Genomic DNA, 22501 nt, shown 5'->3' on the forward strand with positions numbered 1-22501 from the left:
GCTTGCCAGCACGGAACCTTGAATTCCATGTATCACATGACATCGCATGTAGCCTTTTGTCCGAAATGTCGGTGGATCCTGGGTAATTCCCACGTCAGTTGGAGGTAAAGATGCGGTTAACATGCATGTCGCCCGGCCTGCTTCTCGGCCGGACCTCGGGTCGTGACCGGCCCTTGTCGCCCTGTCATGAAAGCGCTCCCGCATGCCGAAGAGCCGTTTCCGTCCGTCTGCCTCCCGCGCGGCAGCCCTGACCCTGGCCGCCGTCACGGCTCTGCCCCTGGGGCTGGTGTGCGCGCCCACCGCCTCGGCGGACCCGATACCGGAGAAGCCCGCCACGTCCACCCAGCTGAGCTGCCGCCCGCAGACCGAGCTGTACGGAGCGGCCACCGACGGCCCGCTGAAGTACTACGCGCACGCCGATCCGGCCAACGGTTCGTTCAACTGGCCCGTGATCAACAAGCAGATCGGCAGCGGTGGCTGGCAGGCTCCTCGCCTCACCCTCGGCGGGGCGGGTGGCTGGTTCTACAGCATCAACTCCGAGGGCAACCTCTTCCGCTACCGCTACGATCCGGCCGCCAACAGCTGGGAGCGCGACCGTGGCGAGAAGATCGACGACGGCTGGGGTGCCTTCATCGTCCCTGCCCGGCGCAACCGCGTCACCGTCGACGACCGCGGCAACATCTTCGCCGTCTTCGACGACGGCACCCTGCGCTTCTACCAGTACGACCAGAAGACGGGAGCGGTCCTGCCCGGCCGCGGCCGCATCATCGACCCGAACGGCTGGGGTGAGTACGACCTCATCGTCGCCGCGGGCGACGGTCTGATCTTCGCCCGCAAGGGCGGCGATCTCTACCGCTACCGCTACGACGTCGACCGGCAGCAGTGGCTGGACGTGAAGGTCCCTGCGTGGGCGGTCGGCTGGCAGAACCTGCGGGAGATCCGCTCGGCCGGTGGTGGCACCCTCTACGCCCTGCATCAGGACGGCACGCTCTACTGGTACCGCTGGGACCAGAACGCCGGCGCCTGGGTGGACACCAGCCGCCGCAAGAGCGGGTGGGGCTTCCAGGTGTTCCAGGGCATCGCCATGCGCACGGACGCCTGCCATGCTCCCGCGCAGCCGGAGCCGGCCCCCGTCACCCCGCGCCCCCGCATTCCCGCCGCCGTGCGCCAGGGCAAGGACCAGCTCATCCAGCAGTTCTACGTCGACGAGCGCGGCTGGCTCATCCAGGGCACACAGCGTGAGATCAACGACATCGGCACCGTGGTGTACAGCGTCGTGCCGGGCGCGCAGAACATGGTCGACCAGCCCGTCGTCACCGAGCAGGCGGACGGCACCCCGATGGCCTTCGTCCTGGGCAAGGACGGCCACATCTACATGACCAAGCGCCAGCCGGGCGCGACCTGGTCCCCGCTCACGGACCTCGGCGGGAACTTCGCCGCCGCCCCGACCGTCCTGCGCAACTCCAAGGGCATGGTGGCGGTGCACGCCTTCGGCCGCGACGGCAAGCTCTGGTACTTGAACCAGCGCGCCGCCAACAGCGAGGACTTCATCCCGTGGCGGACCCAGGACGCCTATTCCCCCGTGGCCGCCGGCTATGAGCAGGCGACGTTCGCCGGGGCGAGCCAGGCGAGCGCGGTGGACGGGGAGGGCGACCGTCCGTTCGTCCTGGGGATCGACAAGCAGGGCCGTCTCGGCGTGAACCGCGCCGATGACCAGCGCAACGGCTGGTGGGTATGGGGCGTCTCCGACGTCACCGGGCTCACCGGCACCCCCGTCGCGGCCCGTGGCGCGGACGGCAGGATGATGGCCTTCGCCCGGAACAAGGACGGGGAGATCTGGGCGGCGAACGAGTCCGCCCGTTCGTCCGGCGGCAAGACCCTCAACGGCTTCTTCGGCGACGGGGCCGTGATCCCCGGTGTGAAGACCGACGGGTCCCCCGTGGTCGTCGTCAACAAGGACAAGACGCTCGGTGTCCTCGTCCGCGACGACAAGGGCTACATCCGCTACTCCGCCCAGCGCCCTGACGGCTCCTTCGGCAACTGGGCCATGGTCTGGTCCGGGAAGGCCGCCACCGACCCGTCGGCCGTACAGCTCGCCGACGGCCGCTGGGGCGTCTTCTTCCTCGACACCGAGGGCGTGGAGCGCATGTACTGGCTCACCCCGGCCAACGGGTCGGCGGCCATGGCGGCCCCGAACACCCGGATGAAGCGCAGCATCGCGCCGGAGTCGGCGCCGGAGTCGCTGTTCACCGGCGGCCCGACGGCCAGGTCCGGCGCGAAGCCGACCGCGCCCGCGGCCAAGTAGCCCTGCCCGAAGGGCTGTCGAGTCCTCGCGGCGGGGCCGTGACCGCGTGAGGACGACGAGGGTGGCGGGGCTCGGGCGCCGCCACCCGGGCCGCATGTGGCCGACCGTGTCACGGACGTATCAGACGTGCCGGGTTCAGCCGAGTCCGGCCGAGTGCAGCCGGGTTCAACGGCCAGGCCAAGAGGAGCGGAAGAGCATGCCGGATCAGCTGGGATCCTCCCCTGCCGGACAGACGACACGGACGACCGGGCAGCGCCTGGCCCAGGTCGCACACCACCTGGGCACCCGGCTGTGGTCGTCACGCCGGCGCCGACTGTCGACGCTGGTGGCATCGGCCGTACTGCTCGCGTCGGCTGTCGCCGGGGGCACATACCTGTGGTGGTTCCAGGACCCCGGCGCCCAGCCGGGCGGGAAGGGCGCCCGCAAACTGGTCATCGCCTACATCGACGCACTCGCCGACGGTGACATGAACGAGGCGTGCAAACTGCTGCACCCGCGCGTGACCACCTCCATGGGCCAGGCGGAAGGCGGCTGCCCGGGAGCCATGCGTGCCCAGATCGGCGACCGGTTGAGCCGCAAGGACCGCGGCCGGGTCGCCGGCATCGACGTGGGGGAGGCCACGGTCGAGGGCAGGACCGCCCGGGTCGAGGTGAGCTCGGGGAGCAGTGCCGCGAAGAAGAGCACGGTGATCGTGGAGCGGGTCGACGGGCGCTGGCGGGTGCTGGAGGACTGAACGGGCCGCATGAGCGGGTGGCGGGGACATACCCTGAGGATGTGCCGCCGCCACCTGGGCCGAATGTCCCATGCGACGGTCGGCCGGTGCCAAGCGGTCTTGGTGATGTGTGATGTGGTTTGGGTATCTGTCATGCCAGGAGGGGGTTGGCATGGCGGGACCGTTGTGGGTGGAGCTCTCGTCGGAGCAGGAGGCGGAGCTGGGGCGGCGGTTGCGGGCCCGGGACCTGACGACGAACGAGCGGATGCGTCCGGAGTGTGTGCGTCTGTCGGTGCGGGGCTGGACGGCACCCGAGATCGCGTCGGTCGTCGACCGGCATGTCGTCACCGTGCGCAAGGCACTGCACCGGTTCTCCGACGGCGGCCTGGCGGCCCTGGCGGATGCGCCACGTGCGGGGCCGTCCGCCACGCTGGACGTGCGAGGATCTGGACGCACTGGAAGAGATGCCGGACGCCGCGGCGGCCGAGGGGATCACCTGGACGCTGCCGGCACTGGCCGAGTGGCTGCGGCGCGAGCGTGATGTGGACCTCGAATCCTCGTGGCTGTCCGTACGGCTGCACCGGGACGGCTTCCGCTGGAAACGCTCGGCGCGCTGGACGGGACGGGTCCCGAGCCCGAACTGCTGTCGACCACAGGATCGACGCACCGATGGTCCTCGACTTCGTCTGCACCCACATCGCCCGGCTGCCCGGAGGCGCGAACCGCCTCACCCAGCCCCCGCCCGGCTGGAAACGGCACCGGCTCTGCACCATCGTGCTGGACAACGCCTCCATCCACCACGGAAAGCTCTTCAAAGGGCGGTGTGGCGAGCTGGAGGCCATCGGGGTCCATCTGCTCTACCTCCCTCCCAGATCTCCGGAGCTGAACCGCATCGAGCGCGTGTGGCGCTCGGTCAAATACCAGGACATGCCTGTCCGCGCCTACACCAGCACCCAGGAACTGCACACCGCCGTCGACCGCGCGATGACACGACGAGCGACGGCCCTGACAACCACAGCCGACTTACTCAAGATCGCTTAGGCGCGCGCGTTGACCTCGCTCGCCGTGCGGACGACGCCCTGGAGGGTTCGGCGGTCCTCGGCCAGGGCGGCCGCGTTCTGCTGGATGTACCCGCGCTGGATCCTGGTCTCGGCCTCGTGCCACACCTCGGCGACCTTGTAGGTGTCGCGGCAGGTCAGGTCGGCGAGGGCCGTGGAGATCTCCAGCTGTGCGATTCCCCCGGGGTGAGGCCGGAAGCGGGGGTTGTCATTGGCTTCCATGGGAGCCGCGTAGGTGAAGCCCCTCGCCCGCATGCAGGCGGACCAGCGGGTGAACACGGTCTTGACCTGAGGGTCGTTCTGCGATTCCCCGTACGACGCGTTGGTCAGCTTCTGTACGAGAGGGGAGACGCCGTGGGTCGCGCTGCCCAGGTTCCGGCGCGCCTCGCCGAAGCAGCCGCCGGGCGGCAGCTTCCGGCCCGCCGACGTGCCGTGCCTGACCTCGGTGCTCGCCCGGTCCAGCACATCGGCGGGCATGTCCGTGCCGCCGAGGACGACCTGTGTGTCGACGGACAGGGCGGGCCTGGTGGACCGGTCGCGTACGGCGGCGCTGTAGCGGGCCTCTTGCGCGGCGTCGGGCTGGTAGCCGCGCTTCGCGGTGAGCTCCGGGTCGTGGATGCCGTAGCGCCAGTCGAGCAGGTTCTTGGGGCCGATCTGCGGCAGGTCGGGCTCGGGCTCCCAGTCGACCCCGAACCCCTTCATGCACTGCCGGACCAGCCTGGTCTCGGCGGTGGCGATGCTCTTGTCCTGTTGCTGGGTCGGCCGGTACGCGAGCATCGGCAGGGTCCAGGTCGAGGGGTCGGCGCCGGGGCCGAGGGAGGGGGCGGGTCGCGCCTGCGTGTCCTCGCCCTGTGAACACCCCGAGAGCGCAAGGACCATAAGGGCCAGAACGGCGCCTGCCCGGCAGGCATTTCGATGGGCACTTCGCATGCGTCGTTCCTCTTCGTGCGCAACTGGACGCCAATCCCGGCAGTGTTGACCAGGGCCTGGGCGGCGATTACCAGCAGTGGTTGAAGTTGATGGACCGGTTGTTGTTCCTGGTGCTGTTCAGATTGCCGCCGCTACGGCTGGAGATGGTGTCCTTGGGGCCCCGGTACCCGGCGCTGTAGTAGATGTTCGCGCAGTAGCCGTCGAACCAGTTGTAAGCAGACGCCGCGTTGTTGGCGACCTGCTGCCCGGCACCGTCACCGGTGCCCTCGCAGAATCGCAGCGGCGGGTAGGAGTTGCCGGCGCCGACGTTGATGGACTTCAGGTCGTAGACGGGGTGGCCGACGAACACCAACGCGCCCTTGTAGTCGGAGTGGTAGTAGAACGCGAAGCGGAACCGGTCCTGGTGCCCGTCGCACCTGTCGGGTGACTCGATGGTGTCGTCGCCGTTCGCGTCCGAGAAGGCCGTCGGGTCCCCTTCGGCGTACGCGGGGGCGGCAAGGGACAGCGCTGCGGCGGCCACCGCCCCAGTGAGGGCGGCGGCGAAGCGCCTGCGGTTCTTGACGAGCACGCTCTTCATCGGCGTGGTTCTTCTCGGGATCGAAGGTCATCGCACGCTAGCCCTGTGACCAGCGGTTATGAGCGTCCCAAACGTCCCTTGGGCACCTCCGGGACCCGCTGGGACATCTGAGGGCGACCGGACCGGATCCCGGCGGCGGCAACCGGAGCGCCGGACCGCCGGCTCGCCGGACCGGCCGGACCGCGCGCCGGCCGTCACCAGCAGGGGCGGAGGCCGACGGGACTGCTCTGGGACGCGCGTTGCACACGCGTGACGTTTGCGTGGGAAAGAACGGCAAAGGGGGACGCCGCATGCGCGGGGCAGAACAGACTACGGGCGCCAACTCGTCCTACTGGAACGGTTCCTGACGGAGATACGACGGATCAGGACGACCTTGTCCGGTATCAGGAGCCGGGGACCGGGCGCCCGATCACCGTCCGACAGTGGAAGCGGTTCACCACCGGCCGCCCGGGCCGCTGGCCGGAACGGCCCTTACCCGGCCCGGCAGGGCTTCCTAGGTTGACAGGGACACGGCTGTTCCCCGAAGCACTCGCCCCTCTGGAGGCGCCATGACGACCGTATCGGGTACCCGAGTCGACGTGGTATCGCGCGATGTCCTGCCACCGCACAGTTCGATCGTGGTATCCGCCCGCCTCGCCGTGACCGTGGACGGTCCCGAAGGCGTCGTGGACCTGACCGGTGAACTGCGCCGGATCGTCGCCGACTCGGGCACCGCCGAGGGCTCCCTGCACATCTACTGCGGCCACACCACGTGCGGCCTGGTCGTCAACGAGCGTGACGGCGGGCTGGACCTGGACATGAGCGAAGTGCTGGAGCGCATCGCACCGCACAGCGGCAAGCACCACTACGCCCACGACAAGCTGCGCACCCCCGCCGAACGGCTGGTCCACGGCGAACGCGACAACGGCCACTCCCACGCCCGCGCCATGGTCGCCACGCACCCGGAGCTGAACATCCCGATCACCTCCGGCACGCTCTACCTGGGCCGGTGGCAGGCGGTCATGCTGGCGGAGTTCGACGGGCCGCGCACCCGCGAGCTCCTCGTCCGCGTCCATACCGCTCTGCCACCGACCGCGACAGGCACCACGGCCCACGCCTAGCTCCCGGCGTACTCACCGTTCATCGCGGCGGCCAGCCGGAGGTGGGGTGCCGCCTCGGCGTCCCGGTTCTGCCGTTCCAGCGTGCGCCCCAGCAGCAGATGCGCGTACGCCTCCGCGGGGGCGCGGTCCAGGACGCGACGCGCCTCGGCCTCGGCCCGGTTCAGCTGGGCGGAGTGGTAGTACGACCGGGCGAGCAGCAGGCGGGCCGCCAGGTGGCCCGGTTCCGCCTCGACGACGGGCACGAGGATGCGGGCGGCCTCGGCGTAGTCCTTCGCCTCGAAGAAGAGCTGCGCGCGCTCGTACTCGTCGGCCAGCGGGTGCGGCGACGCCGGCACGGCGGCGGTGGGGGAGAACGGGATGAAAGCGGTCATGGATCGCTCCTTTCGCCCCCACCAACATAAATGAAGCTTGAACTATTTCCGGGTGTCCTCCCGCCCGCCCCCCGCTTCGCCGGGCCGCACCACCACCGTGTCGTACGCCCATGCCGAACCCGCCACGAGCGCCGCGCCCAGCAGGCAGCCGCCCACCACGTCGGACAGCCAGTGCACCCCGAGATACAGCCGGGTGAAGCCCACCCCGACCACCGACACCGCCCCCACCACCAGTGCGGTACGGATGCCCGCAGGGCGTACGCGGCGCAGCCACAGCAGCCACACCACCAGCCCGCACGTCACGGTGGCGGTCAGCGCGTGGCCCGACGGGAACGCCTGGTAGCCCGCGACGGCCACCGGGTCCGGCCAGTGCGGGCGGTCCCGGTCGACGGCGGCCTTGAGGAGCTGCTGCACGGCCGTCCCGAGGGCGGAGGTCCCCGCGACCCAGGCCACGAGCAGCCACTCGCGCCGCCGCAGCAGCCACAGGGCGGCCACTGCGAGGACGGCACGCATGGTCCACGGGTCCCACAACCGGTCCGACAGCCAGTGGACGAACCGCGTCCAGCCGTGGTGCCCGACGGCGACCGGATGGAGCCCGTCGGCGACCCACCGGTCCAGGGATACGAGCGGCCCCCACTTACAGGCGACCAGCGCCAGCAGTGCGAGGAACAGGGCGCAGAGGACGGCACCGGCGCGCTTCCCAGCGGTGTGGGTGAGGCGGGGCGGAACGGCGGGCGCGGCGGGGCGCGTCGGAACGTGCATGGCCGGATCCTCGCCGAAGCCCCGACCGCGGCGCCACCCTTTCCGTCCGGCGAAATCCCGTTCCGGGGCCTACCCCAGCGCGCTCAGCCCGGGGACGAAGGTCACCAGCAACGGCACCGCCGGTACCAGCGCCGCGGCCGCCGACAGCCGGAGCCGCCGCGCCGCGGTCAGGCGCGGCGCGGGCGCCAGCAACCGGTCCACCCGGCCCGGCACCTGGGACAGCTGGGCCGGGCAAGGGCCGAAAACGCCACGGTCCTCGTTCAGTTCGACCAGGGCCAGTGCCGTCGTCATCCGGCCGAACCGCCGCGAGGCGGCGTCATCGGCCGCCAGCTCGACCAGACGGTGCACCTGGTCGCGGAAAGCCGCGAACACCGGCACCTGTGGGAATCCGGTCGCCAGCGCCGACGAGCAGTGCAGCAGCCAGTCGTGCCGCGCCCGCGCGTGCCCCTGCTCGTGGGCCAGCACCGCGTCCAGCTGGGAGTCCGAGAGCCGGCGCAGCGCGCCCGTGGTGACGACCAGCTGCGGAACCGTCCCGCCGCGCAGCCACCACGCGTCCGGCCGCTCGCCCTCCAGCACCACGAGCCGGTCCGCGCCCGGCACCTCGCCGGGCAACTGCGGTGCGCGGACGAGCAGATCGGTGCGGCGCCGCCGACGGCGGGCCCGCGCCAGGCGGATCTCGCGGGTGAGCATCGCGGCGGTCCACACCGCTCCGAAGCCCAGGGCCACGGCCAGCGGGGCCGCCCATGGGCGGTACGAGGCGAGGCCGTACGCCTCCACGACCCCGTGCGGCGCGGGCGCGAACACATGGCCGCGCACCGCTTCCCAGGCCGCCGCCGCACTCAGGGCCATGGCGAGGGCACAGCACAGCAGCACGGCCGCCACCGCGCACTGCCATACCCACAGGGCCACGACGGGCTCACGGTCGGGCCAGTCGGAACGGGTCAGCAAGCGCGGCGCCATCGCCGCGACCAGTCCACCGAGGACCAGCAGCACGAGCGGGACCATCATGGCGGCAGCCTATGAGCGCGACGCCGCGCGCGGGTACGGTCCCGGGTGTGAAGTGACGCATTCCACGGCCCCGGAGAAGCCCCGCGGGCCGGCAGCCGGACCTCCGGAGCATCCGTGGGGCGGGCTCAGAGGGTGAGCAGCATCGCCAGCATGCCGATGCCCATGGACAGCCGGCACGCGTTGGTGAGGTTGGGGCGGCCCGGCCAGACCGCCTCCCCGGAGGTGACGGCGACCACCGGAACGAGCGCCGCCACCGTCCGTACGACGTACACCGCGAAATACACCAGCAGCAGGCCCGTCAGCAGTGGTGTTCCCGCGGGAACATGCCCTTCGACGTGCCCGGTCCCGGTCCCGGCGTGACCGGAGTGGCCGCTCGCTGGGGCACCCGCCATCGCCAGCGCCATATAGACCATCGCGAACGCGCCGACCGCGTGGTGGAGATGGTGCAGATGCGGTCCTTCCATGCGGCCGCGCGCCACCAGGAGCGAGCGCAGCCCCGCCGCGCCGAAGACGATCGCGAACACGGGAGCCCCCCACGGGCGGGTGTTCAGGACGGCGGTCGGTATGGCCATCACCGCCATGCCCAGCCCCATCAGGGCGTCACCACCTGTGGCCCGGGCCTCCGTCGCGGTGCCCGCCCCCGTCCTCGTGAGGCAATACGCGCCGGTCGCGGCGCACAGCACCACCAACAGCCAGCCGACGAGCGGCGGTCCGTGCACTGCACACCTCCCCGAACGGGCAGACCTACCCCCGGAGGATGCCCGCTCCAGTTGCATCACATGGGAGCGCACGGGCGCAGAAGGGGAGCACTTCGGGGCGCACGGCACGCCCGCGCACGCGCGGTGGCACAGGGGCGCACCGGAGCCGTGGACCGGCGCACGGGAGGAGCGCGACAGCCGCCCGAAGGCCGGAGAGAAAAAAGATCTTGCATCGGGTGCCCTGTTCGGGAGAGAGTAAGGGCACCGAAGGGGCGTAGCTCAGCTGGCCAGAGCAGCGGACTCCAAACCCGCTAGTCGCAGGTTCGAATCCTGTCGCCCCTGCTGATGGCCACTCAGGTTCAGTGCTTCTGACCTGCGTGGACGCGTGGGGCGGGGCTGTCGCGATGGATGCGACAGCCCCGCCGCCGTTTTCGGGTTCAGCGGTTGGGAACGGTGGGAACACCGACTGCCCCGTCAGAGCCGTATCGTCACGTCATGACGAACATCGTTGAGCGGCCCAAGGCCGACGAATCGGATACTCGGAGCGACGGCGCAACTCTCTTCCAAGGGGGTGATATCGCGGAGCTGTACGCGTTGGTCAGTTCTGAATTCGCGCCTCATCGATTTCGTGTGACGGGCCGCCGTCAGGCTTCCGATGCCCAGTTCCGGCGCATTTGGCGAAGAGGGATCTCCGTATATGAACTTGGATACGGAAGGGATGTCGCTGTCGTTCCCGGAGAGTTACCCGACTTTTACCATGTGCACATACCCGTGGCCGGCACCGGTGTGGTCACGGTGGACGGCGAGGAACTCGACTCGCCGCTGAGCGTCGTCGGGCCAGGTCAGCATCTGGCCATGTCCTGGAGCGATGACAGTCTCACCCGCATCCTCCACATCTCCCGTCGGTCCATGGAGCAAGCCCTGGCTGTACGCCTCGGCGATCTTCCGAATGAGATCGTTCGGTTCTCGTCGGCCTTTCACGAGAAAGCCGACCCGGTCCAGGCATGGCTGGCCATCGCACAGACCTATGCCCAAGCTGCCGAAACCGGCCTGCTGACCCGGTCCCCGCTGGCCCTGGGGCACTTCGAGCAATTGCTGATCCACGGCCTCCTCGACACGCAGCCGAACACGCTCGCCCGCTCTCTGCGCGAAGGCTCGGCGGTGCCCTCTGCGGCCATAAGAAGAGCTACTGCGTTCTGCGCCGAGCATGCCCACGAGCCGATCTCGGTAGCCGACATCGCCCATGCCGTCAAGGTCAGCGTCCGTGCTCTGTGGATGGGCTTCCGCACCCATCTGAGTACCACTCCGCTCAGCTACCTCCGCCGCATTCGATTGGAGCGAGCCCACCACGACCTGCTGGCCATCGCTCATGGCGAGGTGAGCGGTAACGTCACCAGCGTGGCGTTGCGCTGGGGGTTCACGCACCTGAGCAGGTTCGCGGAAGCGCACCGGAGGGTCTACGGGATGACGCCTTCGCAGGTCCTGCACGAAGCCGCGCCAGGCGCTATCCGGAAAGCGTCACCGGCCACGGTCGTCTCTGGATAGCTTCGTCAATTCGTATGGATGAGACTGATCTTGCGTCCGCGGCAAGGGCCGTCTTGCCTTGTGCCATGCGAGGGCGGGATCCTTCCCGGGGTCCCTTGAGTGTCGATGACCAGGAGGAATTCATGCGATCACGTTGGGCAAGAGCCGCAGTTGCCGTATGCGCCATGGCCACGCTCGGTGGCGTGGCCACAACGGCTCATGCAGCGCAGGAGATTTCGAGCCCCTCGGCCGGACTGCGTGCGTGCGGCTGGGACCCGGACGGGGCATCGGGACGTGCCTACTACAACCACTGCACCGGAGACGGGAGCTCGATCTGGATCCGCGTCGAAAGGCAAAACGCCGGCGGATACGACCAGTGCGTCGGACCCAACCGGACCTACTTGGGCCCTACCTCCGTCATCAAGTACGCGTGGTACAAGGGTGGGACCTGCTGACTTGACCTCTCCGGGCGCCGAAAGCTGATCCGACTCGGTCTTCGGATTGCATCGCACATCACCTCGGTCAATGTGCTCCCGCCCGGCTTTCGGGACGGGAGCACATTGGTGACCCCACTGCATGCGGCGCACAGTCGGCGCGTGGCACCGACGGTCGGCGGAAGGCCGCGCCGTCGGCAGGCCCTTCGAGGCTCAGTACGTCGGCTGCTTGGGGCTGGAACCGTAGTTGTTGTGGCCCGGCGTGCTGTCGAGGCACATGAACACCAGCATGACGATCCAGCCCACGATCGGTACAAGACCTATCAGGAACCACCACCCCGAACGATCGGTGTCGTGCAGCCGCCGGACAGTGACGGCAATCATGGGCAGGAGCAGGGCCAGGGTGTACACGGCCTCGATGATCTCGCCCGTACCGAGCACGGTGTCAGCAATGGCCAGCACGATGCTGATGACGGTACTGATCAGGGTGAACATCCAGTACTCCTGGCGCCGCGCCCGGCCGCTGAACACCGCGTATTTCTTGAGTACATCCACGAACCAGTGCACTGGGTCTCCCAAAACAAAGGGCCCCGAAGGGCCCGTTTCTCACACGTAAAGGCAAGGTAAAAACTACATCATGTTGGAGGGGCGCGTGGCCCGCAGGACCCTGGCGCCGCATCGAGCGGCCGCGTGTGGACCGCACAGGACGACGTGGTCGAGGTTCCCGAGGAACTGGGCGCGGAACTGCGGTCCATCCCCGGCGCCAGGTTCGCTGAGGCCGGTGCCCCCGCAGCAACACCAGCCGCCGTGTTCCTGCGGGAAGGGATGACGGGCCCGCGAGCGTGAAGCGGCGCGGCCTTCACCGTGGATCCGCGCACCAAGTCCGCAGCCAGACCCGCGTGCCCCTGCGCGTAGGCCGGCGGCTACGACTGCCGCCACGGCGGCGAAAACGGCCACCACACCCGCCTTCGCAACGTAGGGGCCGACCGGGTCTCCGATGCTCTGCGGATCCCAGGTCGGCGTCGATGAGCTTCTTGCCCGGCTGGGGAGCCGATCTTCCAACTCGGCTTTGGTGAGCACCGCCTTCTTACCGTCGCGCCGTCGCCGTCGAGACAGTCTTCCGGCAGGCCGGGATCGACAGCGCCGTCATCGCCCAACCGCCGTACGGCTGGTACTACGCCCCGGTACCCCCGGGAACCGGAGGCGCCCCACGACCGCGCAGGCGGATGACATCGCGCACCACACCCTCGTCGGCGTGCGCCGATACGGCCGACCTGCGCGGTCACGGCATCAGACGCCCGGGCGGTAGCGGATCGGGTGTCCCTCCGGGACTTCCACCACCGCGATCCGCACCCCGTCCGGGTCCGCGATCCACATCTCGACCAGCCCCCAGGGCCTGGTCTCCGGCGGCTCCAGCACCACGACGCCCTGGCGGACGAACTCCTCGTGGGCCGCCGCCGCGTCCGCGACCTGGAACCACAGCTCCAGGCCGGGGCCCGGCGGCGTGTCGGCGCGGCCGGAGACCTCCAGGAACCCGCCGCCCAGGAAATAGACCGTGCCCCGCTCCGGGCCGGTTCCGAACTCCCGGTAGACCGCGAGCCCCAGTGCCCGGCCGTAGAAGTCCCGGGACCGCTCCGGATCGGTGGGCCGCAGTAGCACCCTGCTGCTCAGTACATGCACCATGACCGCGACTGTACGCAGAGCTGATCGGGTTAGTGTTCGTATGCAGCCAAAGCGTACGGAGAGGATCACACGGAGACCATGGAGACAGCCAGCAGCCGCACCGCAGAGCCGGTTTTCCGGGCAGCGACCATCGCCGACGTGCCCGACCTCGTGGCGCTCGTCGAGTCGGCCTACCGCGGTGACGACAGCCGTGCCGGGTGGACGACCGAGGCGGATCTGCTGGACGGCCAGCGGACCGACCCCGAGGGCGTCAAGGCCGTGGTGACGGACGAGAACAGCCGACTTCTGGTGGTGGAGTGCGAGGGCGAGACCGTCGCCTGCTGCCAGCTCGAACACCGGGGCACGCACGCCTACTTCGGGATGTTCGCGGTCCGTCCGACGATGCAGGGCGCCGGGCTCGGCAAGGTGGTCATCGCCGAGGCCGAGCGGGTCGTGCGCGCCGAGTGGGGCGCACGTGAGATGCACATGACCGTCATCCGGCAGCGTGACGACCTGATCGCCTGGTACGAGCGCCGCGGCTACCGCCGCACCGGTCAGATGTCCCCCTTCCCGTACGGTGACGAGCGCTTCGGCATCCCGCAGCGCGACGACCTCGAATTCGAGCTGCTCGTCAAGGAACTGCCGTAACGCGGCAGATGCGATGTAAGGGGCGTCGACCCGGGTCGACGCCCCTTACTCATCGGCTCCTCGCGCGGCTACAGCCGGCCCGCCTCGACCAGCCGCCGCAGGAAGCGCCGCGTGCGCTCCTCCCGCGGCTCGCCGAAGACCTCGGCGGGCGTGCCGCGCTCCAGCACCACACCGCCGTCCAGGAAACACACCTGGTCGGCGACGTCCCGGGCGAACCCCATCTCGTGCGTGGCGAGAACCATGGTCATGCCCTCCTCCTTGAGATCGCGCACGACGCCCAGCACCTCACCGACCAGTTCCGGGTCGAGGGCGGCGGTGATCTCGTCGAGCAGCAGCAGCCGGGGCCGCCCCGCAAGGGCCCGTACGATCGCCACACGCTGCTGCTGGCCGCCGCTGAGCCGGTCCGGGTACTCATCCGCCCTGCCGCCCAGGCCGAGCCGCTCCAGGAGCTCCCGCGCCCGCTCCTCGGCCTCGGCGCGCGGCACACCGTGCACCCTGCGCGGGGCGAGCGTGATGTTGTCGAGCACGGTCATGTGGGGGAAGAGGTTGTAGGCCTGGAAGACCACACCGATCCGGCGGCGCACCGTGTCCGGGTCCACGCGCGGGTCGGTGATCTCCTCGCCGTCGAGGAAGATCGCGCCGTCGTCGATCTCCTCCAGGAGGTTCGCGCAGCGCAGCAGGGTCGACTTGCCCGATCCGGATGCCCCGATCAGAGCGGTCACGGTGTGCGGGGCGACCTCCAGGTCGACGTCGCGCAGCACGACCGAGCGGCCGAAGGTCTTGCGTACGGCCTCCAGCCGCAGCACGGCCGCCGACGGTTCCGCGGTGCTCATACGATCCCTCCCTGGGCCCGTCGGCGGTCCATCCGCGCGGTGATCCAGTCCGTGAACCGTGTCATCGGGATGGTGAGGGCCACGAAGACGAGCCCGGCGACCACGTAGGGCGTGTAGTTGAAGCTCTTGGCGGCGACGATCTGCGCCGCGTAGACCGCGTCGACGGCGCCCGCGATGGAGACGAGCCCGGTGTCCTTCTGGAGCGAGACCAGGTCGTTCAGGAGCGGCGGGACGACACGGCGCACGGCCTGCGGCAGGACGACGTGGCGCAGCGTCTGTGGTCCGGAGAGCCCCAGTGAGCGGGCGGCGGCCCGCTGGCTGGGGTGCACGGACTCGATGCCCGCGCGGAACACCTCGGCGACGTAGGCCGAGTACGTGAGCACCAGCGCCGTACCGCCCAGCAGCACCGGGTCCGTCGTCACGCCCTGCAGCCGCAGTGCCGGCACGCCGAAGACGACCATCAGGAGGCAGATGACGAGCGGCAGGCCGCGGAAGAAGTCGGTGTAGGCGGTGGCGAGGGCCCGCAGGGGGAAGAAGACCGGGCCGCGCAGCGTACGGGCGATCGCTATCAGCAGGCCGAGCACGAGGACCGCCGCCCCGCAGACGGCCAGCAGCCGGAGGTTGAGCAGCAGCCCGTCGAGCACCTTGGGCAGCGCCTCGCGGGCGTAGTGCGCGTTGAAGAAGGTCTCCCGGGTGCGTGACCAGCCGGGGGAGTTGACGATTGCGAGGAACAGCGCGGTGCCGGTGACCAGTGTGCTGACGGCGGCAATGGCGGTGGTCCGACGCGCACGCACACGTTTGATCCGTTCGCGCTCCAGACGTCGTGCGGAAGGAATATATGCGTCCTGGGTGGTGGCGTCCTGAGCGGTTCCGTCCTGGCCCGCGGGCGTCTTCCGCAGGGCGTCCCGGGGCGCGTCGGCCGCCGCGTCCTCGGCCGTCACTTGAGCACCGGCGCGTCGACGGCCTCGGAGAGCCAGGTCTTCTCCAGGCGGGCGAGCGTGCCGTCCTTGCGCAGGGAGTCGACGGCGGCGCTGACGCAGCCGGTGAGCTTGCTTCCCTTGTCGAGGACGAGCCCGAACTGCTCGGCCCGGCTGCCGGTGGCCTCGAACTGCCCGACGATCTTCGCGTCCTGGATCTCGGCGGAGGTGATGTAGAAGGCCGTGGGCAGGTCGACGACGATCGCGTCCACCTGGCCGTTCTTCAGCGCGGTCTTGGCGTAGTCGTTCTTCTGGAAGACGGCGGGCTGCCGGTCGGGCCGGATGACGCTGTTGACGACGTCCAGGCTCGTCGTGCCCACCTGCGCGCCCAGTTTCACGTGCTTGAGGGCGTCGGTCGTTGTGGCCTTGGCGGCGGGCGAGCTCTTGAGCGCGATGACGGCCTGCCGCACGTCGTAGTAGCCCGAGGAGAAGTCGACCGCCCGGCGCCGCTCGTCGCTGATGGAGACCTGGTTCAGGTCGAAGTCGAATCTCTTCTTCCCCGGTGCGACGGCCGAGTTGAAGGGCACGGTCTGCCAGACCACGTCGGATGCGGCGTAGCCGAGCCGGTCGGCGACGGCGTAGGCGACGGCCGACTCGAAGCCCTTGCCACTGGCCGGATCGTCGTTCTGGAACCACGGGGCGTAGGCGGGCTTGTCGGTGCCCACGGTCAGCTTGCCCGCGGCCTCGGTCGCCAGCCGCCCCTTGGCGCAGGCGGCCGCGGGCGGCGCCGCGGAGGGTTTCGCGGAGTCGCCGTCGTCCTGCGGGGCACAGGCGACGGCCGCGGTCAGCAGCACGGCGAGGGCGGCACCGAGGCGCGGCAGGCGGCCGGAGCGGCGGGGAGCGGCGGGGCCCGAGGGCCGGCCGCGGAGGGCGGCGGCGAGGGCGGCGGGACGGGAAGTCGTGCGGCGTGTGCGCTGGTTGGCGACGGGCATGGCGGGAGCGTGGCAGTGCCCGATGGGATCTGTCCAGGTCAGGCCATGGACCGTCCGAATAGCGGAAGACTGTTGCCGATTCATGAATTCTTGGCGCCCCCGGCGGGTAGCCATGAGGAAGCGCCCGCCAATGGCTGGAACCGGTCTAGGGAAGCAGCGGGCCGCATGCGCCGGACACGATGACGTGAGGCGCTTGAGACCGCCCGAGTGAACGCCGACAGGAAAAACGGCGGCGCGACCAGGGGGTCGGCAGGATAATTTATGGCTGTCCCCCTTGAGCTGAAGAACCGCACACAGATACGGTGTCTTAACGCCAAGTTCTCCTGAGGAGGGGCAGTCATGACGGAAATCCTTGCGTCGACGGCGATAGCGACCGACGAAACGGCGGTGGGCCGGGTGATCGATCACCCGGCTTGGGCCACGCTCAAGGACGCCGTGGAAACGATCCGGCCGTGGCAGTCCCCGGACGGATCCATCGACCTCGAAGCGGAGGGCGCACCGCCGGGTGAGGCCGTCCGCGCCGAGATCGGCCGGGTCGTCACGGCCGTCGAGCAGCTCTCGGCGCTCCTGCCGCATGACGCCGCGTACCACCGGGCGCTCGTCGCGGACCTGCGCCGCTGGGCGGACGGCGGGTTCGCCGTGCCCGACTTCCTCGACTCGCTGCTGGCCTTCCAGCCCGCCGCGCAGCGCGCCGACGACCTCCAGCACCTCGTCGTCTTCCCGATGTACACGCAGAACGGCAACCCCGACCGCAATTTCGAAGCGGTCGTGCTGCGCGTCGTATGGCCGGAATGGCTCGCCGAGCTGGAGCGCACCCGCTACGACAACCCCCTCTTCCTCGGCATCACCTTCGAGGACTTCACCGCCGGCTACGACACGAACTCCGCGGTCCTCTTCCCGGAGACCATCGCCGTCCGCGAGGCCCCCGAGCGCTTCACCTGGGGCGGCATCTTCTGTGACCGCGAGGCGGCCCGCTTCCGCCGGGTCACCGAGGCGGCCGTCGCCACGCTCGGCCTGGAGCTGCCCGCCGACATCCAGGAGATGATCGGCGACCAGCACCGCTGCCAGCAGGCGTTCGTCCTGTGGGACATGGTCCACGACCGCACCCACAGCCACGGCGACCTGCCGTTCGACCCCTTCATGATCAAGCAGCGGCAGCCGTTCTGGATGTACGGCCTGGAGGAGCTGCGCTGCGACCTCACGGCCTTCAAGGAGGCCGTGAAGCTGGAGGCCGACGGCTACTCCCAGGGCCGCGACGTGCAGTACGCCGTCCTCTTCGACCGGATGTTCCGCTTCCCGGTCACCGGCGAGCGCGTGCGCAACTACGACGGCCTCGGCGGGCAGCTGCTCTTCGCCTACCTCCACCAGCACGACGTCGTACGCTGGACGGACAACACCCTGCACATCGACTGGGACCGCGCCCCGCAGGTCACCAACCAGCTGTGCGGCGAGATCGAGAAGCTCTACCGCGACGGGATCGACCGCCCCAAGCTCGTGCACTGGTTCGCCGCCTACGAGCTGGTCTCGACCTACCTCGCACCGCACCCCGGCTCCGTGTGGGCCAAGGGCCCCGACGCCCTCGACCTGACCCAGCCCCCGCGCAAGCTCGTGGACGACGTGCTTCCGGACGAGTTCCCGCTCAGCATGTTCTACGAGGCCCTTGCCAAGAAGCTGCGCAGCGTGATCGCCTCGACCAAGGGGATCACCGCGGCGAGCGAGGGGCAGGCGGCCGCGTGAGCAAGCGTGAGAAGGAGGCGACGATCATGAGCACAGCGACGAACGGCGACGGCCGGCTGGACGGCGCAGTCGTGGCGGTGGCGGGTGCGGCCGGACCGGCCGGGCGCGCGACCCTGCTGCGACTGGCCGAGGCCGGGGCGACGGTCGTCGCCTCCGACGCGGACGCGGCCCGGCTCGCCGAGGCCGTCGACGCCGCCCGCTACGCCCACGGGGGCGCCACGGTCACCGGCGACATCGTGGACCTGCTCGACCTGGAGGCGACCCGCAACTGGGTGGACCGCACCGAGAAGGAATTCGGCAGGGTCGACGGCCTGGTGCACCTGGTGGGCGGCTGGCGTGGCTCGGCGACGTTCGCCGAGACCGACCTGGCGGACTGGGAGCTGCTGGAGAAGCTGCTCATCCGTACCGTCCAGCACACCTCGCTCGCCTTCGAGGCCCCGCTCCAGCGCAGCGGCAACGGCCGCTATCTGCTCGTCAGCGCCGCCGGTGCCTCCAAGCCCACCGCGGGCAACGCCGCGTACGCCGCCTCCAAGGCCGCCGCCGAGGCATGGACGCTCGCGCTCGCCGACGCCTTCCGCAAGGCGGGGGGCGAGAGCGGCCCCCAGGCCGCCGCCGCCATCCTGGTGGTCAAGGCCCTGGTGCACGACGCCATGCGCGCCGAGCGCCCGAACGCGAAGTTCGCGGGATTCACAGACGTCAAGGACCTGGCCGAGGCCATCGTCGGCATCTGGGAGAAGCCCGCCCAAGAAGTGAACGGAACCCGTCAGTGGCTGACTCCGCAACCGTGACCGCGACGACCGACGCCGTACGACGGCACGACCCCGAGTCGCGCGGTTTCGCCAGCGACAACTACGCCGGGGCGCACCCCGAGATCCTGGCGGCCCTCGCCCTCGCCAACGGCGGCCACCAGGTCGCCTATGGGGAGGACGACTACACCGCGCACCTCCAGGAGGTGATGCGCGGTCACTTCGGCCCGACCGCCGAGGCGTTCCCGGTCTTCAACGGCACCGGCGCCAACGTGGTCGCCCTCCAGGCGGCCACGGAGCGGTGGGGCGCGGTGATCTGCGCTGCCACGGCGCACATCCACGTCGACGAGGGCGGGGCGCCCGAGCGGGTCGGCGGGCTCAAGCTGCTGACCGTGCCGACCGAGCACGGCAAGCTCACCCCCGAGCTCATCGACCGGGAGGCGTGGGGCTGGGACGACGAGCACCGGGCGCAGCCGCAGATCGTCTCGATCGCCCAGACCACCGAACTCGGCACCTGCTACACGCCGGAGGAGATCCGGGAGATCTGCGACCACGCCCATGAGCGGGGCATGAAGGTCCACCTCGACGGCGCGCGCATCGCCAACGCCGCGGCGACGCTCGGCGTCCCGCTGCGGGCGTTCACGACCGACGCCGGTGTGGACCTGCTGTCCTTCGGCGGCACCAAGAACGGGATGCTGTTCGGCGAGTGCGTCGTCGTGCTGAACCCGGACGCGGTGCGGGCCATGAAGCACCTGCGCAAGCTGTCCATGCAGCTGGCGTCCAAGATGCGCTTCGTCTCCGCCCAGTTCGAGGCCCTGCTCGCCGGGGATCTCTGGCTGCGCAGCGCCTCGCACGCCAACGCCATGGCCGCCCGCCTGGCCGAGGGCGTACGGACGGTCGACGGCGTGGAGGTCCTGCACCCGGTGCAGTCCAACGCCATCTTCGCGCGGCTGCCGCACGATGTGAGCGAGCGCCTCCAGAAGAGCTACCGCTTCTACTTCTGGGACGAGGCGGCCGGCGACGTCCGCTGGATGTGCTCGTTCGACACCACCGAGGCCGACGTGGACGCCTTTGTCGCGTCGCTCTCGGCGGAGATGGGCAAACAGAAGTAGGCGCAGAGGATCACGTATGGATATGCGTCCGGCCGCAATGTCAATGACATCGCGGCCGGACGCGTCATTACGTTTCGCGATCTTGGAGCGGATCGAGGGGAGCCCCGATCCGGCCGGTCAGCGCCGCTCGAGGGCCGCGGCCTCCGCCGGGGTCGGCGCCGTGCCGCCGAGGTGGGCGGGGATCCACCAGGTGTCGTCCGGACCCTTGGGGCGGACCGGATAGGCCCGCTGAGCCGCCTCCAGCAGCTCCTGGACACGCCCCCGCACCCGCTCGGTGACGGTGTCCGCGTGCTCGGCCGGATCGGCGGCCATCGGCTCGCCCACCCGCATGGTGATCGGGATGTGATTGCGGCCCAGCTCCCGCTTGTGGCCCTTGGTCCACAGCCGCTGGGTGCCCCACAGCGCCATCGGGAGCAGCGGCACGCCCGCCTCCTGGGCGAGCCGGGCCGCGCCCGACTTGAAGTTCTTCAGCGTGAACGACTGGGAGATCGTCGCCTCAGGGAAGACGCCGATGATCTCGCCCGAGCGCAGCGCGGACAGCGCGTGCTTGTAGGCGTCCATGCCGGCCGCGCGGTCCACGGGGATGTGCTTCATCGCGCGCATCAGCGGCCCCGACACCTTGTGCCGGAAGACGGACTCCTTCGCCATGAAGCGCACCAGCCGCTTGGCGGGCCGGGCGGCCAGCCCGCAGAAGATGAAGTCGAGGTAGCCGATGTGGTTGCTCACCAGGACCGCCCCGCCGCGCTGCGGCACGTGCTCGGTGCCCTGGATGTCGAAGCGCAGATCGAGCGCCTTGAACATGGAGCGGGCGGCACCGATCACCGGGGGGTAGACGAGTTCTGCCATATCGGGGAAATCCTTCTGGGCCTGGGGAGGGTTCTCCCGGCTGAAGTTACGCGGCCGTAGGTTCTCGGCTCCCGGCCGATCGTGCCTGATCGCCCGGCCCGTGGACCAGCGAGGACGCCCCGCGGGCCAGGAGATTCTCGTCACGTCGGCCCGCGGCGCGGGACGCTTTCCGGTACCGCCGAAGGTACACCGCGCACCCCGGACAGATCCGGGCAGACCCCCGCGGGAGCCGGCCGGGGGCGCGTTCGAGGGCGCGGCGGGAAATTTCTGCGGCCCCGGCGGCGCTGCAATCGGCGGAATACCATGGGTCCGCAGCGGCCCCGTGGACGTGGACGACCGCGGAGGGGCGAGCGTGCCGGTGCGGGACGAAGTGATGCGGCTGGATGCCGCCGAGCTCGGTGCGGAGCTGGGGGAGCGGGCCACTCTCCTGCAGTTCTCCAGTGCCTTCTGCCAGCCGTGCCGGGCGACCAGGCGCACTCTGGCGGAGGTCGCGGCCATGGTCGAGGGCGTCGCGCACGTCGAGATCGACGCGGAGGCGAGACTCGGTCTCGTCCGGGCCCTGGGCATCAGCGCCACCCCGACCGTGCTGGTCCTCGACGCGTCCGGCCGAGTCGTGCGCCGGGCGGCCGGGCAGCCCCGCAAGGCCGACGTCATCGTGGCGCTCGGCGCGGCGATATGACGCACCGTGATCCATCTCCCATCTACCCGGCCGTACTTGACGGTGTACACGCCAGATCGTCAGTGTGACGTTATGTGGCCTGGACTGCTTCTCTACGGACGCGTGCACGTCGATCTGCTGCGGACTGCCAGTGCGCGCTGTCCGGGGGGATGAGCACCCGAGACCGTACAGCCCCCGGTTGGACCTCCACCAGAAGGACAGATCGATGACGGCCACGCCCGGACTCGGCACGCCCCATCTCGCCACTCCCGAACTGCTCCGCTCCGTCTTCCGCCGGCACGCCTCGGGCGTCGCCGTGATCACCGCGCACGGCACCCACCCGGTCGGCTTCACCGCCACCTCGCTCACCTCCGTCGCCGCCGAACCACCGCTCGTCTCCTTCGGCGTCGGCACCGGTTCCTCCAGCTGGCCCGTGCTGGCCGAGGCCGAGCACATCGGCGTCCACATACTCGGCGAGCACCAGCGGGAGCTGGCCGGCACCTTCGCGCGCAGCGGCGCCGACCGCTTCGCGTCGCCCACCAGCTGGCGGACGGGCCCCGAAGGGGTGCCGCTGCTCGACGGCGTCCTGGCCTGGCTGGTGTGCCGGGTGGTCGCCCGGGTCCCCGCCGGGGACCACCGGCTGGTGCTCGCGGAGGCCGTCGCGGGCGACCCCGAAGGAGTGGGCCGTCCGCTGGTCTACCACCAGGGGCGCTTCAACGGTCTGCGGGACTGAGACGTCCCTGTTCGACCGCGTTGGCCAGATCACAGTTGACGTGCCTTGCTTTCGTGGAACGCGCTGGGTGTACTGACGAGTAACATTCCGTTCGGGGCGTTGCCCGGTCCGAACGGGATACGCCCCACAAGGCGCCTA

At 70.1% G+C, this 22501-nt stretch carries 26 protein-coding genes and 1 tRNA gene; 15 read left to right on the top strand and 12 right to left on the bottom strand.

What is annotated here, in order from left to right; all coding sequences use genetic code 11:
• The first annotated feature begins 202 nt into the window (after nucleotides 1-202).
• The 4 genes from DXZ73_RS35605 to DXZ73_RS40185 all read left to right on the top strand — a co-directional run bounded on the left by DXZ73_RS35605 (nucleotide 203) and on the right by DXZ73_RS40185 (nucleotide 4058).
• Nucleotides 203-2305, top strand: a complete 2103-nt coding sequence (locus DXZ73_RS35605; protein WP_116215050.1) for a tachylectin-related carbohydrate-binding protein — start codon at nucleotides 203-205, stop codon at nucleotides 2303-2305.
• Nucleotides 2306-2501: 196 nt separating this feature from the next.
• On the top strand, nucleotides 2502-3038 hold the full coding sequence (locus DXZ73_RS35610; protein ID WP_162890458.1) for a DUF4878 domain-containing protein: 537 nt from the start codon (nucleotides 2502-2504) through the stop codon (nucleotides 3036-3038).
• Nucleotides 3039-3189: 151 nt separating this feature from the next.
• On the top strand, nucleotides 3190-3558 hold the full coding sequence (locus tag DXZ73_RS35615; protein ID WP_162890459.1) for a helix-turn-helix domain-containing protein: 369 nt from the start codon (nucleotides 3190-3192) through the stop codon (nucleotides 3556-3558).
• Nucleotides 3559-3686: 128 nt separating this feature from the next.
• Nucleotides 3687-4058, top strand: coding sequence for a transposase (locus tag DXZ73_RS40185; protein WP_425315893.1), 372 nt, complete (start codon nucleotides 3687-3689; stop codon nucleotides 4056-4058).
• On the opposite strand, the gene DXZ73_RS35630 is transcribed toward DXZ73_RS40185, so the two are convergent.
• Together DXZ73_RS35630 and DXZ73_RS35635 are read right to left on the bottom strand one after the other, a co-directional pair.
• Entirely contained in the window at nucleotides 4055-4954 is a 900-nt protein-coding gene (locus DXZ73_RS35630; RefSeq protein WP_116215053.1) for a hypothetical protein, read from the bottom strand. The two genes, DXZ73_RS40185 and DXZ73_RS35630, sit on opposite strands and share 4 nt — an antisense overlap.
• Nucleotides 4955-5072: 118 nt before the next feature.
• The gene (locus tag DXZ73_RS35635) at nucleotides 5073-5582 is read right to left on the bottom strand and encodes a hypothetical protein (protein ID WP_116215054.1); all 510 of its coding nucleotides are present in this window, start codon (nucleotides 5580-5582) and stop codon (nucleotides 5073-5075) included.
• Between the two features lie 617 nt (nucleotides 5583-6199).
• Here DXZ73_RS35635 and DXZ73_RS35640 point away from each other — a divergent pair.
• Complete coding sequence (locus DXZ73_RS35640; RefSeq protein ID WP_162890460.1) at nucleotides 6200-6682, top strand: secondary thiamine-phosphate synthase enzyme YjbQ; 483 nt, start codon at nucleotides 6200-6202, stop codon at nucleotides 6680-6682.
• Here the strand turns inward: DXZ73_RS35640 and DXZ73_RS35645 are convergent.
• From DXZ73_RS35645 to DXZ73_RS35660, 4 genes are all read right to left on the bottom strand, one after another.
• Nucleotides 6679-7053, bottom strand: coding sequence for a tetratricopeptide repeat protein (locus tag DXZ73_RS35645; protein ID WP_116215056.1), 375 nt, complete (start codon nucleotides 7051-7053; stop codon nucleotides 6679-6681). The genes DXZ73_RS35640 and DXZ73_RS35645 overlap by 4 nt on opposite strands.
• Before the next feature lie 42 nt (nucleotides 7054-7095).
• The gene (locus DXZ73_RS35650) at nucleotides 7096-7815 is read right to left on the bottom strand and encodes a phosphatase PAP2 family protein (protein ID WP_116215057.1); all 720 of its coding nucleotides are present in this window, start codon (nucleotides 7813-7815) and stop codon (nucleotides 7096-7098) included.
• A gap of 69 nt (nucleotides 7816-7884) precedes the next feature.
• Complete coding sequence (locus tag DXZ73_RS35655; RefSeq protein ID WP_116215058.1) at nucleotides 7885-8823, bottom strand: M56 family metallopeptidase; 939 nt, start codon at nucleotides 8821-8823, stop codon at nucleotides 7885-7887.
• Nucleotides 8824-8948: 125 nt separating this feature from the next.
• Nucleotides 8949-9542, bottom strand: a complete 594-nt coding sequence (locus DXZ73_RS35660; protein WP_116215059.1) for a DUF5134 domain-containing protein — start codon at nucleotides 9540-9542, stop codon at nucleotides 8949-8951.
• Nucleotides 9543-9789: 247 nt separating this feature from the next.
• Between DXZ73_RS35660 and DXZ73_RS35665 the strand changes: the two genes are divergently transcribed.
• The 3 genes from DXZ73_RS35665 to DXZ73_RS40720 all read left to right on the top strand — a co-directional run bounded on the left by DXZ73_RS35665 (nucleotide 9790) and on the right by DXZ73_RS40720 (nucleotide 11500).
• A tRNA-Trp gene (locus tag DXZ73_RS35665) sits at nucleotides 9790-9863 on the top strand.
• Between the two features lie 153 nt (nucleotides 9864-10016).
• Nucleotides 10017-11066 carry an AraC family transcriptional regulator gene (locus DXZ73_RS35670; RefSeq protein WP_162890461.1) on the top strand — a complete coding sequence of 350 codons (1050 nt, stop codon included), beginning with the start codon at nucleotides 10017-10019 and terminating at the stop codon, nucleotides 11064-11066.
• A 164-nt stretch (nucleotides 11067-11230) separates the two neighbouring features.
• On the top strand, nucleotides 11231-11500 hold the full coding sequence (locus DXZ73_RS40720) for a DUF6355 family natural product biosynthesis protein (protein WP_425315894.1): 270 nt from the start codon (nucleotides 11231-11233) through the stop codon (nucleotides 11498-11500).
• Between the two features lie 192 nt (nucleotides 11501-11692).
• On the opposite strand, the gene DXZ73_RS35675 is transcribed toward DXZ73_RS40720, so the two are convergent.
• Both DXZ73_RS35675 and DXZ73_RS35680 read right to left on the bottom strand, forming a co-directional pair.
• A complete protein-coding gene (locus tag DXZ73_RS35675) occupies nucleotides 11693-12046 on the bottom strand; it encodes a DUF805 domain-containing protein (protein ID WP_116215061.1) in 354 nt (117 codons plus the stop codon).
• 723 nt (nucleotides 12047-12769) lie between these two features.
• Nucleotides 12770-13162, bottom strand: a complete 393-nt coding sequence (locus tag DXZ73_RS35680; RefSeq protein ID WP_116215062.1) for a VOC family protein — start codon at nucleotides 13160-13162, stop codon at nucleotides 12770-12772.
• 78 nt (nucleotides 13163-13240) lie between these two features.
• On the opposite strand from DXZ73_RS35680, the gene DXZ73_RS35685 reads away from it, so the two are divergent.
• Entirely contained in the window at nucleotides 13241-13789 is a 549-nt protein-coding gene (locus DXZ73_RS35685) for a GNAT family N-acetyltransferase (RefSeq protein ID WP_116215063.1), read from the top strand.
• Between the two features lie 68 nt (nucleotides 13790-13857).
• On the opposite strand, the gene DXZ73_RS35690 is transcribed toward DXZ73_RS35685, so the two are convergent.
• From DXZ73_RS35690 to DXZ73_RS35700, 3 genes are read right to left on the bottom strand one after another with little or no spacing between them, the layout of a single operon-like run.
• On the bottom strand, nucleotides 13858-14622 hold the full coding sequence (locus DXZ73_RS35690) for an amino acid ABC transporter ATP-binding protein (RefSeq protein WP_116215064.1): 765 nt from the start codon (nucleotides 14620-14622) through the stop codon (nucleotides 13858-13860).
• Complete coding sequence (locus DXZ73_RS35695; protein ID WP_116216094.1) at nucleotides 14619-15521, bottom strand: amino acid ABC transporter permease; 903 nt, start codon at nucleotides 15519-15521, stop codon at nucleotides 14619-14621. The genes DXZ73_RS35690 and DXZ73_RS35695 overlap by 4 nt, the downstream gene beginning before the upstream one ends.
• A gap of 38 nt (nucleotides 15522-15559) precedes the next feature.
• Entirely contained in the window at nucleotides 15560-16531 is a 972-nt protein-coding gene (locus tag DXZ73_RS35700) for an ABC transporter substrate-binding protein (protein ID WP_116215065.1), read from the bottom strand.
• A gap of 339 nt (nucleotides 16532-16870) precedes the next feature.
• Here DXZ73_RS35700 and DXZ73_RS35705 point away from each other — a divergent pair, with 339 nt between their 5' ends.
• From DXZ73_RS35705 to DXZ73_RS35715, 3 genes are read left to right on the top strand one after another with little or no spacing between them, the layout of a single operon-like run.
• A complete protein-coding gene (locus DXZ73_RS35705; protein ID WP_116215066.1) occupies nucleotides 16871-18268 on the top strand; it encodes a DUF6421 family protein in 1398 nt (465 codons plus the stop codon).
• A gap of 26 nt (nucleotides 18269-18294) precedes the next feature.
• Entirely contained in the window at nucleotides 18295-19056 is a 762-nt protein-coding gene (locus tag DXZ73_RS35710) for an SDR family oxidoreductase (protein ID WP_116216095.1), read from the top strand.
• Nucleotides 19035-20126, top strand: coding sequence for a threonine aldolase family protein (locus DXZ73_RS35715; protein ID WP_116215067.1), 1092 nt, complete (start codon nucleotides 19035-19037; stop codon nucleotides 20124-20126). Before DXZ73_RS35710 ends, DXZ73_RS35715 begins: the two co-directional genes overlap by 22 nt.
• A 117-nt stretch (nucleotides 20127-20243) precedes the next feature.
• Here DXZ73_RS35715 and DXZ73_RS35720 read toward each other — a convergent pair whose 3' ends face one another.
• Entirely contained in the window at nucleotides 20244-20972 is a 729-nt protein-coding gene (locus DXZ73_RS35720; protein ID WP_116215068.1) for a lysophospholipid acyltransferase family protein, read from the bottom strand.
• 373 nt (nucleotides 20973-21345) lie between these two features.
• On the opposite strand from DXZ73_RS35720, the gene DXZ73_RS35725 reads away from it, so the two are divergent.
• The 3 genes from DXZ73_RS35725 to DXZ73_RS35730 all read left to right on the top strand — a co-directional run bounded on the left by DXZ73_RS35725 (nucleotide 21346) and on the right by DXZ73_RS35730 (nucleotide 22363).
• Complete coding sequence (locus tag DXZ73_RS35725; protein ID WP_116216096.1) at nucleotides 21346-21651, top strand: TlpA family protein disulfide reductase; 306 nt, start codon at nucleotides 21346-21348, stop codon at nucleotides 21649-21651.
• Between the two features lie 72 nt (nucleotides 21652-21723).
• Nucleotides 21724-21804, top strand: coding sequence for a putative leader peptide (locus DXZ73_RS40325; protein WP_338059166.1), 81 nt, complete (start codon nucleotides 21724-21726; stop codon nucleotides 21802-21804).
• 52 nt (nucleotides 21805-21856) lie between these two features.
• Nucleotides 21857-22363, top strand: a complete 507-nt coding sequence (locus DXZ73_RS35730; RefSeq protein WP_116215069.1) for a flavin reductase family protein — start codon at nucleotides 21857-21859, stop codon at nucleotides 22361-22363.
• The last annotated feature ends 138 nt before the right edge of the window (nucleotides 22364-22501 follow it).

Origin of the sequence: Streptoverticillium olivoreticuli subsp. olivoreticuli (assembly GCF_003391135.1) — a bacterium.
GTDB lineage: Bacteria > Actinomycetota > Actinomycetes > Streptomycetales > Streptomycetaceae > Streptomyces > Streptomyces blastmyceticus.

Coding starts and splice junctions, on each gene's coding strand:
- DXZ73_RS35605 (WP_116215050.1), top strand. CDS start 203: ATGCCGAAGAGCCGTTTCCGTCCGTCTGCCTCCCGCGCGGCAGCCCTG.
- DXZ73_RS35610 (WP_162890458.1), top strand. CDS start 2,502: ATGCCGGATCAGCTGGGATCCTCCCCTGCCGGACAGACGACACGGACG.
- DXZ73_RS35615 (WP_162890459.1), top strand. CDS start 3,190: ATGGCGGGACCGTTGTGGGTGGAGCTCTCGTCGGAGCAGGAGGCGGAG.
- DXZ73_RS40185 (WP_425315893.1), top strand. CDS start 3,687: ATGGTCCTCGACTTCGTCTGCACCCACATCGCCCGGCTGCCCGGAGGC.
- DXZ73_RS35630 (WP_116215053.1), bottom strand. CDS start 4,954: ATGGTCCTTGCGCTCTCGGGGTGTTCACAGGGCGAGGACACGCAGGCG.
- DXZ73_RS35635 (WP_116215054.1), bottom strand. CDS start 5,582: ATGAAGAGCGTGCTCGTCAAGAACCGCAGGCGCTTCGCCGCCGCCCTC.
- DXZ73_RS35645 (WP_116215056.1), bottom strand. CDS start 7,053: ATGACCGCTTTCATCCCGTTCTCCCCCACCGCCGCCGTGCCGGCGTCG.
- DXZ73_RS35650 (WP_116215057.1), bottom strand. CDS start 7,815: ATGCACGTTCCGACGCGCCCCGCCGCGCCCGCCGTTCCGCCCCGCCTC.
- DXZ73_RS35655 (WP_116215058.1), bottom strand. CDS start 8,823: ATGATGGTCCCGCTCGTGCTGCTGGTCCTCGGTGGACTGGTCGCGGCG.
- DXZ73_RS35670 (WP_162890461.1), top strand. CDS start 10,017: ATGACGAACATCGTTGAGCGGCCCAAGGCCGACGAATCGGATACTCGG.
- DXZ73_RS40720 (WP_425315894.1), top strand. CDS start 11,231: ATGGCCACGCTCGGTGGCGTGGCCACAACGGCTCATGCAGCGCAGGAG.
- DXZ73_RS35680 (WP_116215062.1), bottom strand. CDS start 13,162: ATGGTGCATGTACTGAGCAGCAGGGTGCTACTGCGGCCCACCGATCCG.
- DXZ73_RS35685 (WP_116215063.1), top strand. CDS start 13,241: ATGGAGACAGCCAGCAGCCGCACCGCAGAGCCGGTTTTCCGGGCAGCG.
- DXZ73_RS35690 (WP_116215064.1), bottom strand. CDS start 14,622: ATGAGCACCGCGGAACCGTCGGCGGCCGTGCTGCGGCTGGAGGCCGTA.
- DXZ73_RS35700 (WP_116215065.1), bottom strand. CDS start 16,531: ATGCCCGTCGCCAACCAGCGCACACGCCGCACGACTTCCCGTCCCGCC.
- DXZ73_RS35705 (WP_116215066.1), top strand. CDS start 16,871: ATGACGGAAATCCTTGCGTCGACGGCGATAGCGACCGACGAAACGGCG.
- DXZ73_RS35710 (WP_116216095.1), top strand. CDS start 18,295: ATGAGCACAGCGACGAACGGCGACGGCCGGCTGGACGGCGCAGTCGTG.
- DXZ73_RS35720 (WP_116215068.1), bottom strand. CDS start 20,972: ATGGCAGAACTCGTCTACCCCCCGGTGATCGGTGCCGCCCGCTCCATG.
- DXZ73_RS35725 (WP_116216096.1), top strand. CDS start 21,346: ATGCGGCTGGATGCCGCCGAGCTCGGTGCGGAGCTGGGGGAGCGGGCC.
- DXZ73_RS40325 (WP_338059166.1), top strand. CDS start 21,724: ATGTGGCCTGGACTGCTTCTCTACGGACGCGTGCACGTCGATCTGCTG.
- DXZ73_RS35730 (WP_116215069.1), top strand. CDS start 21,857: ATGACGGCCACGCCCGGACTCGGCACGCCCCATCTCGCCACTCCCGAA.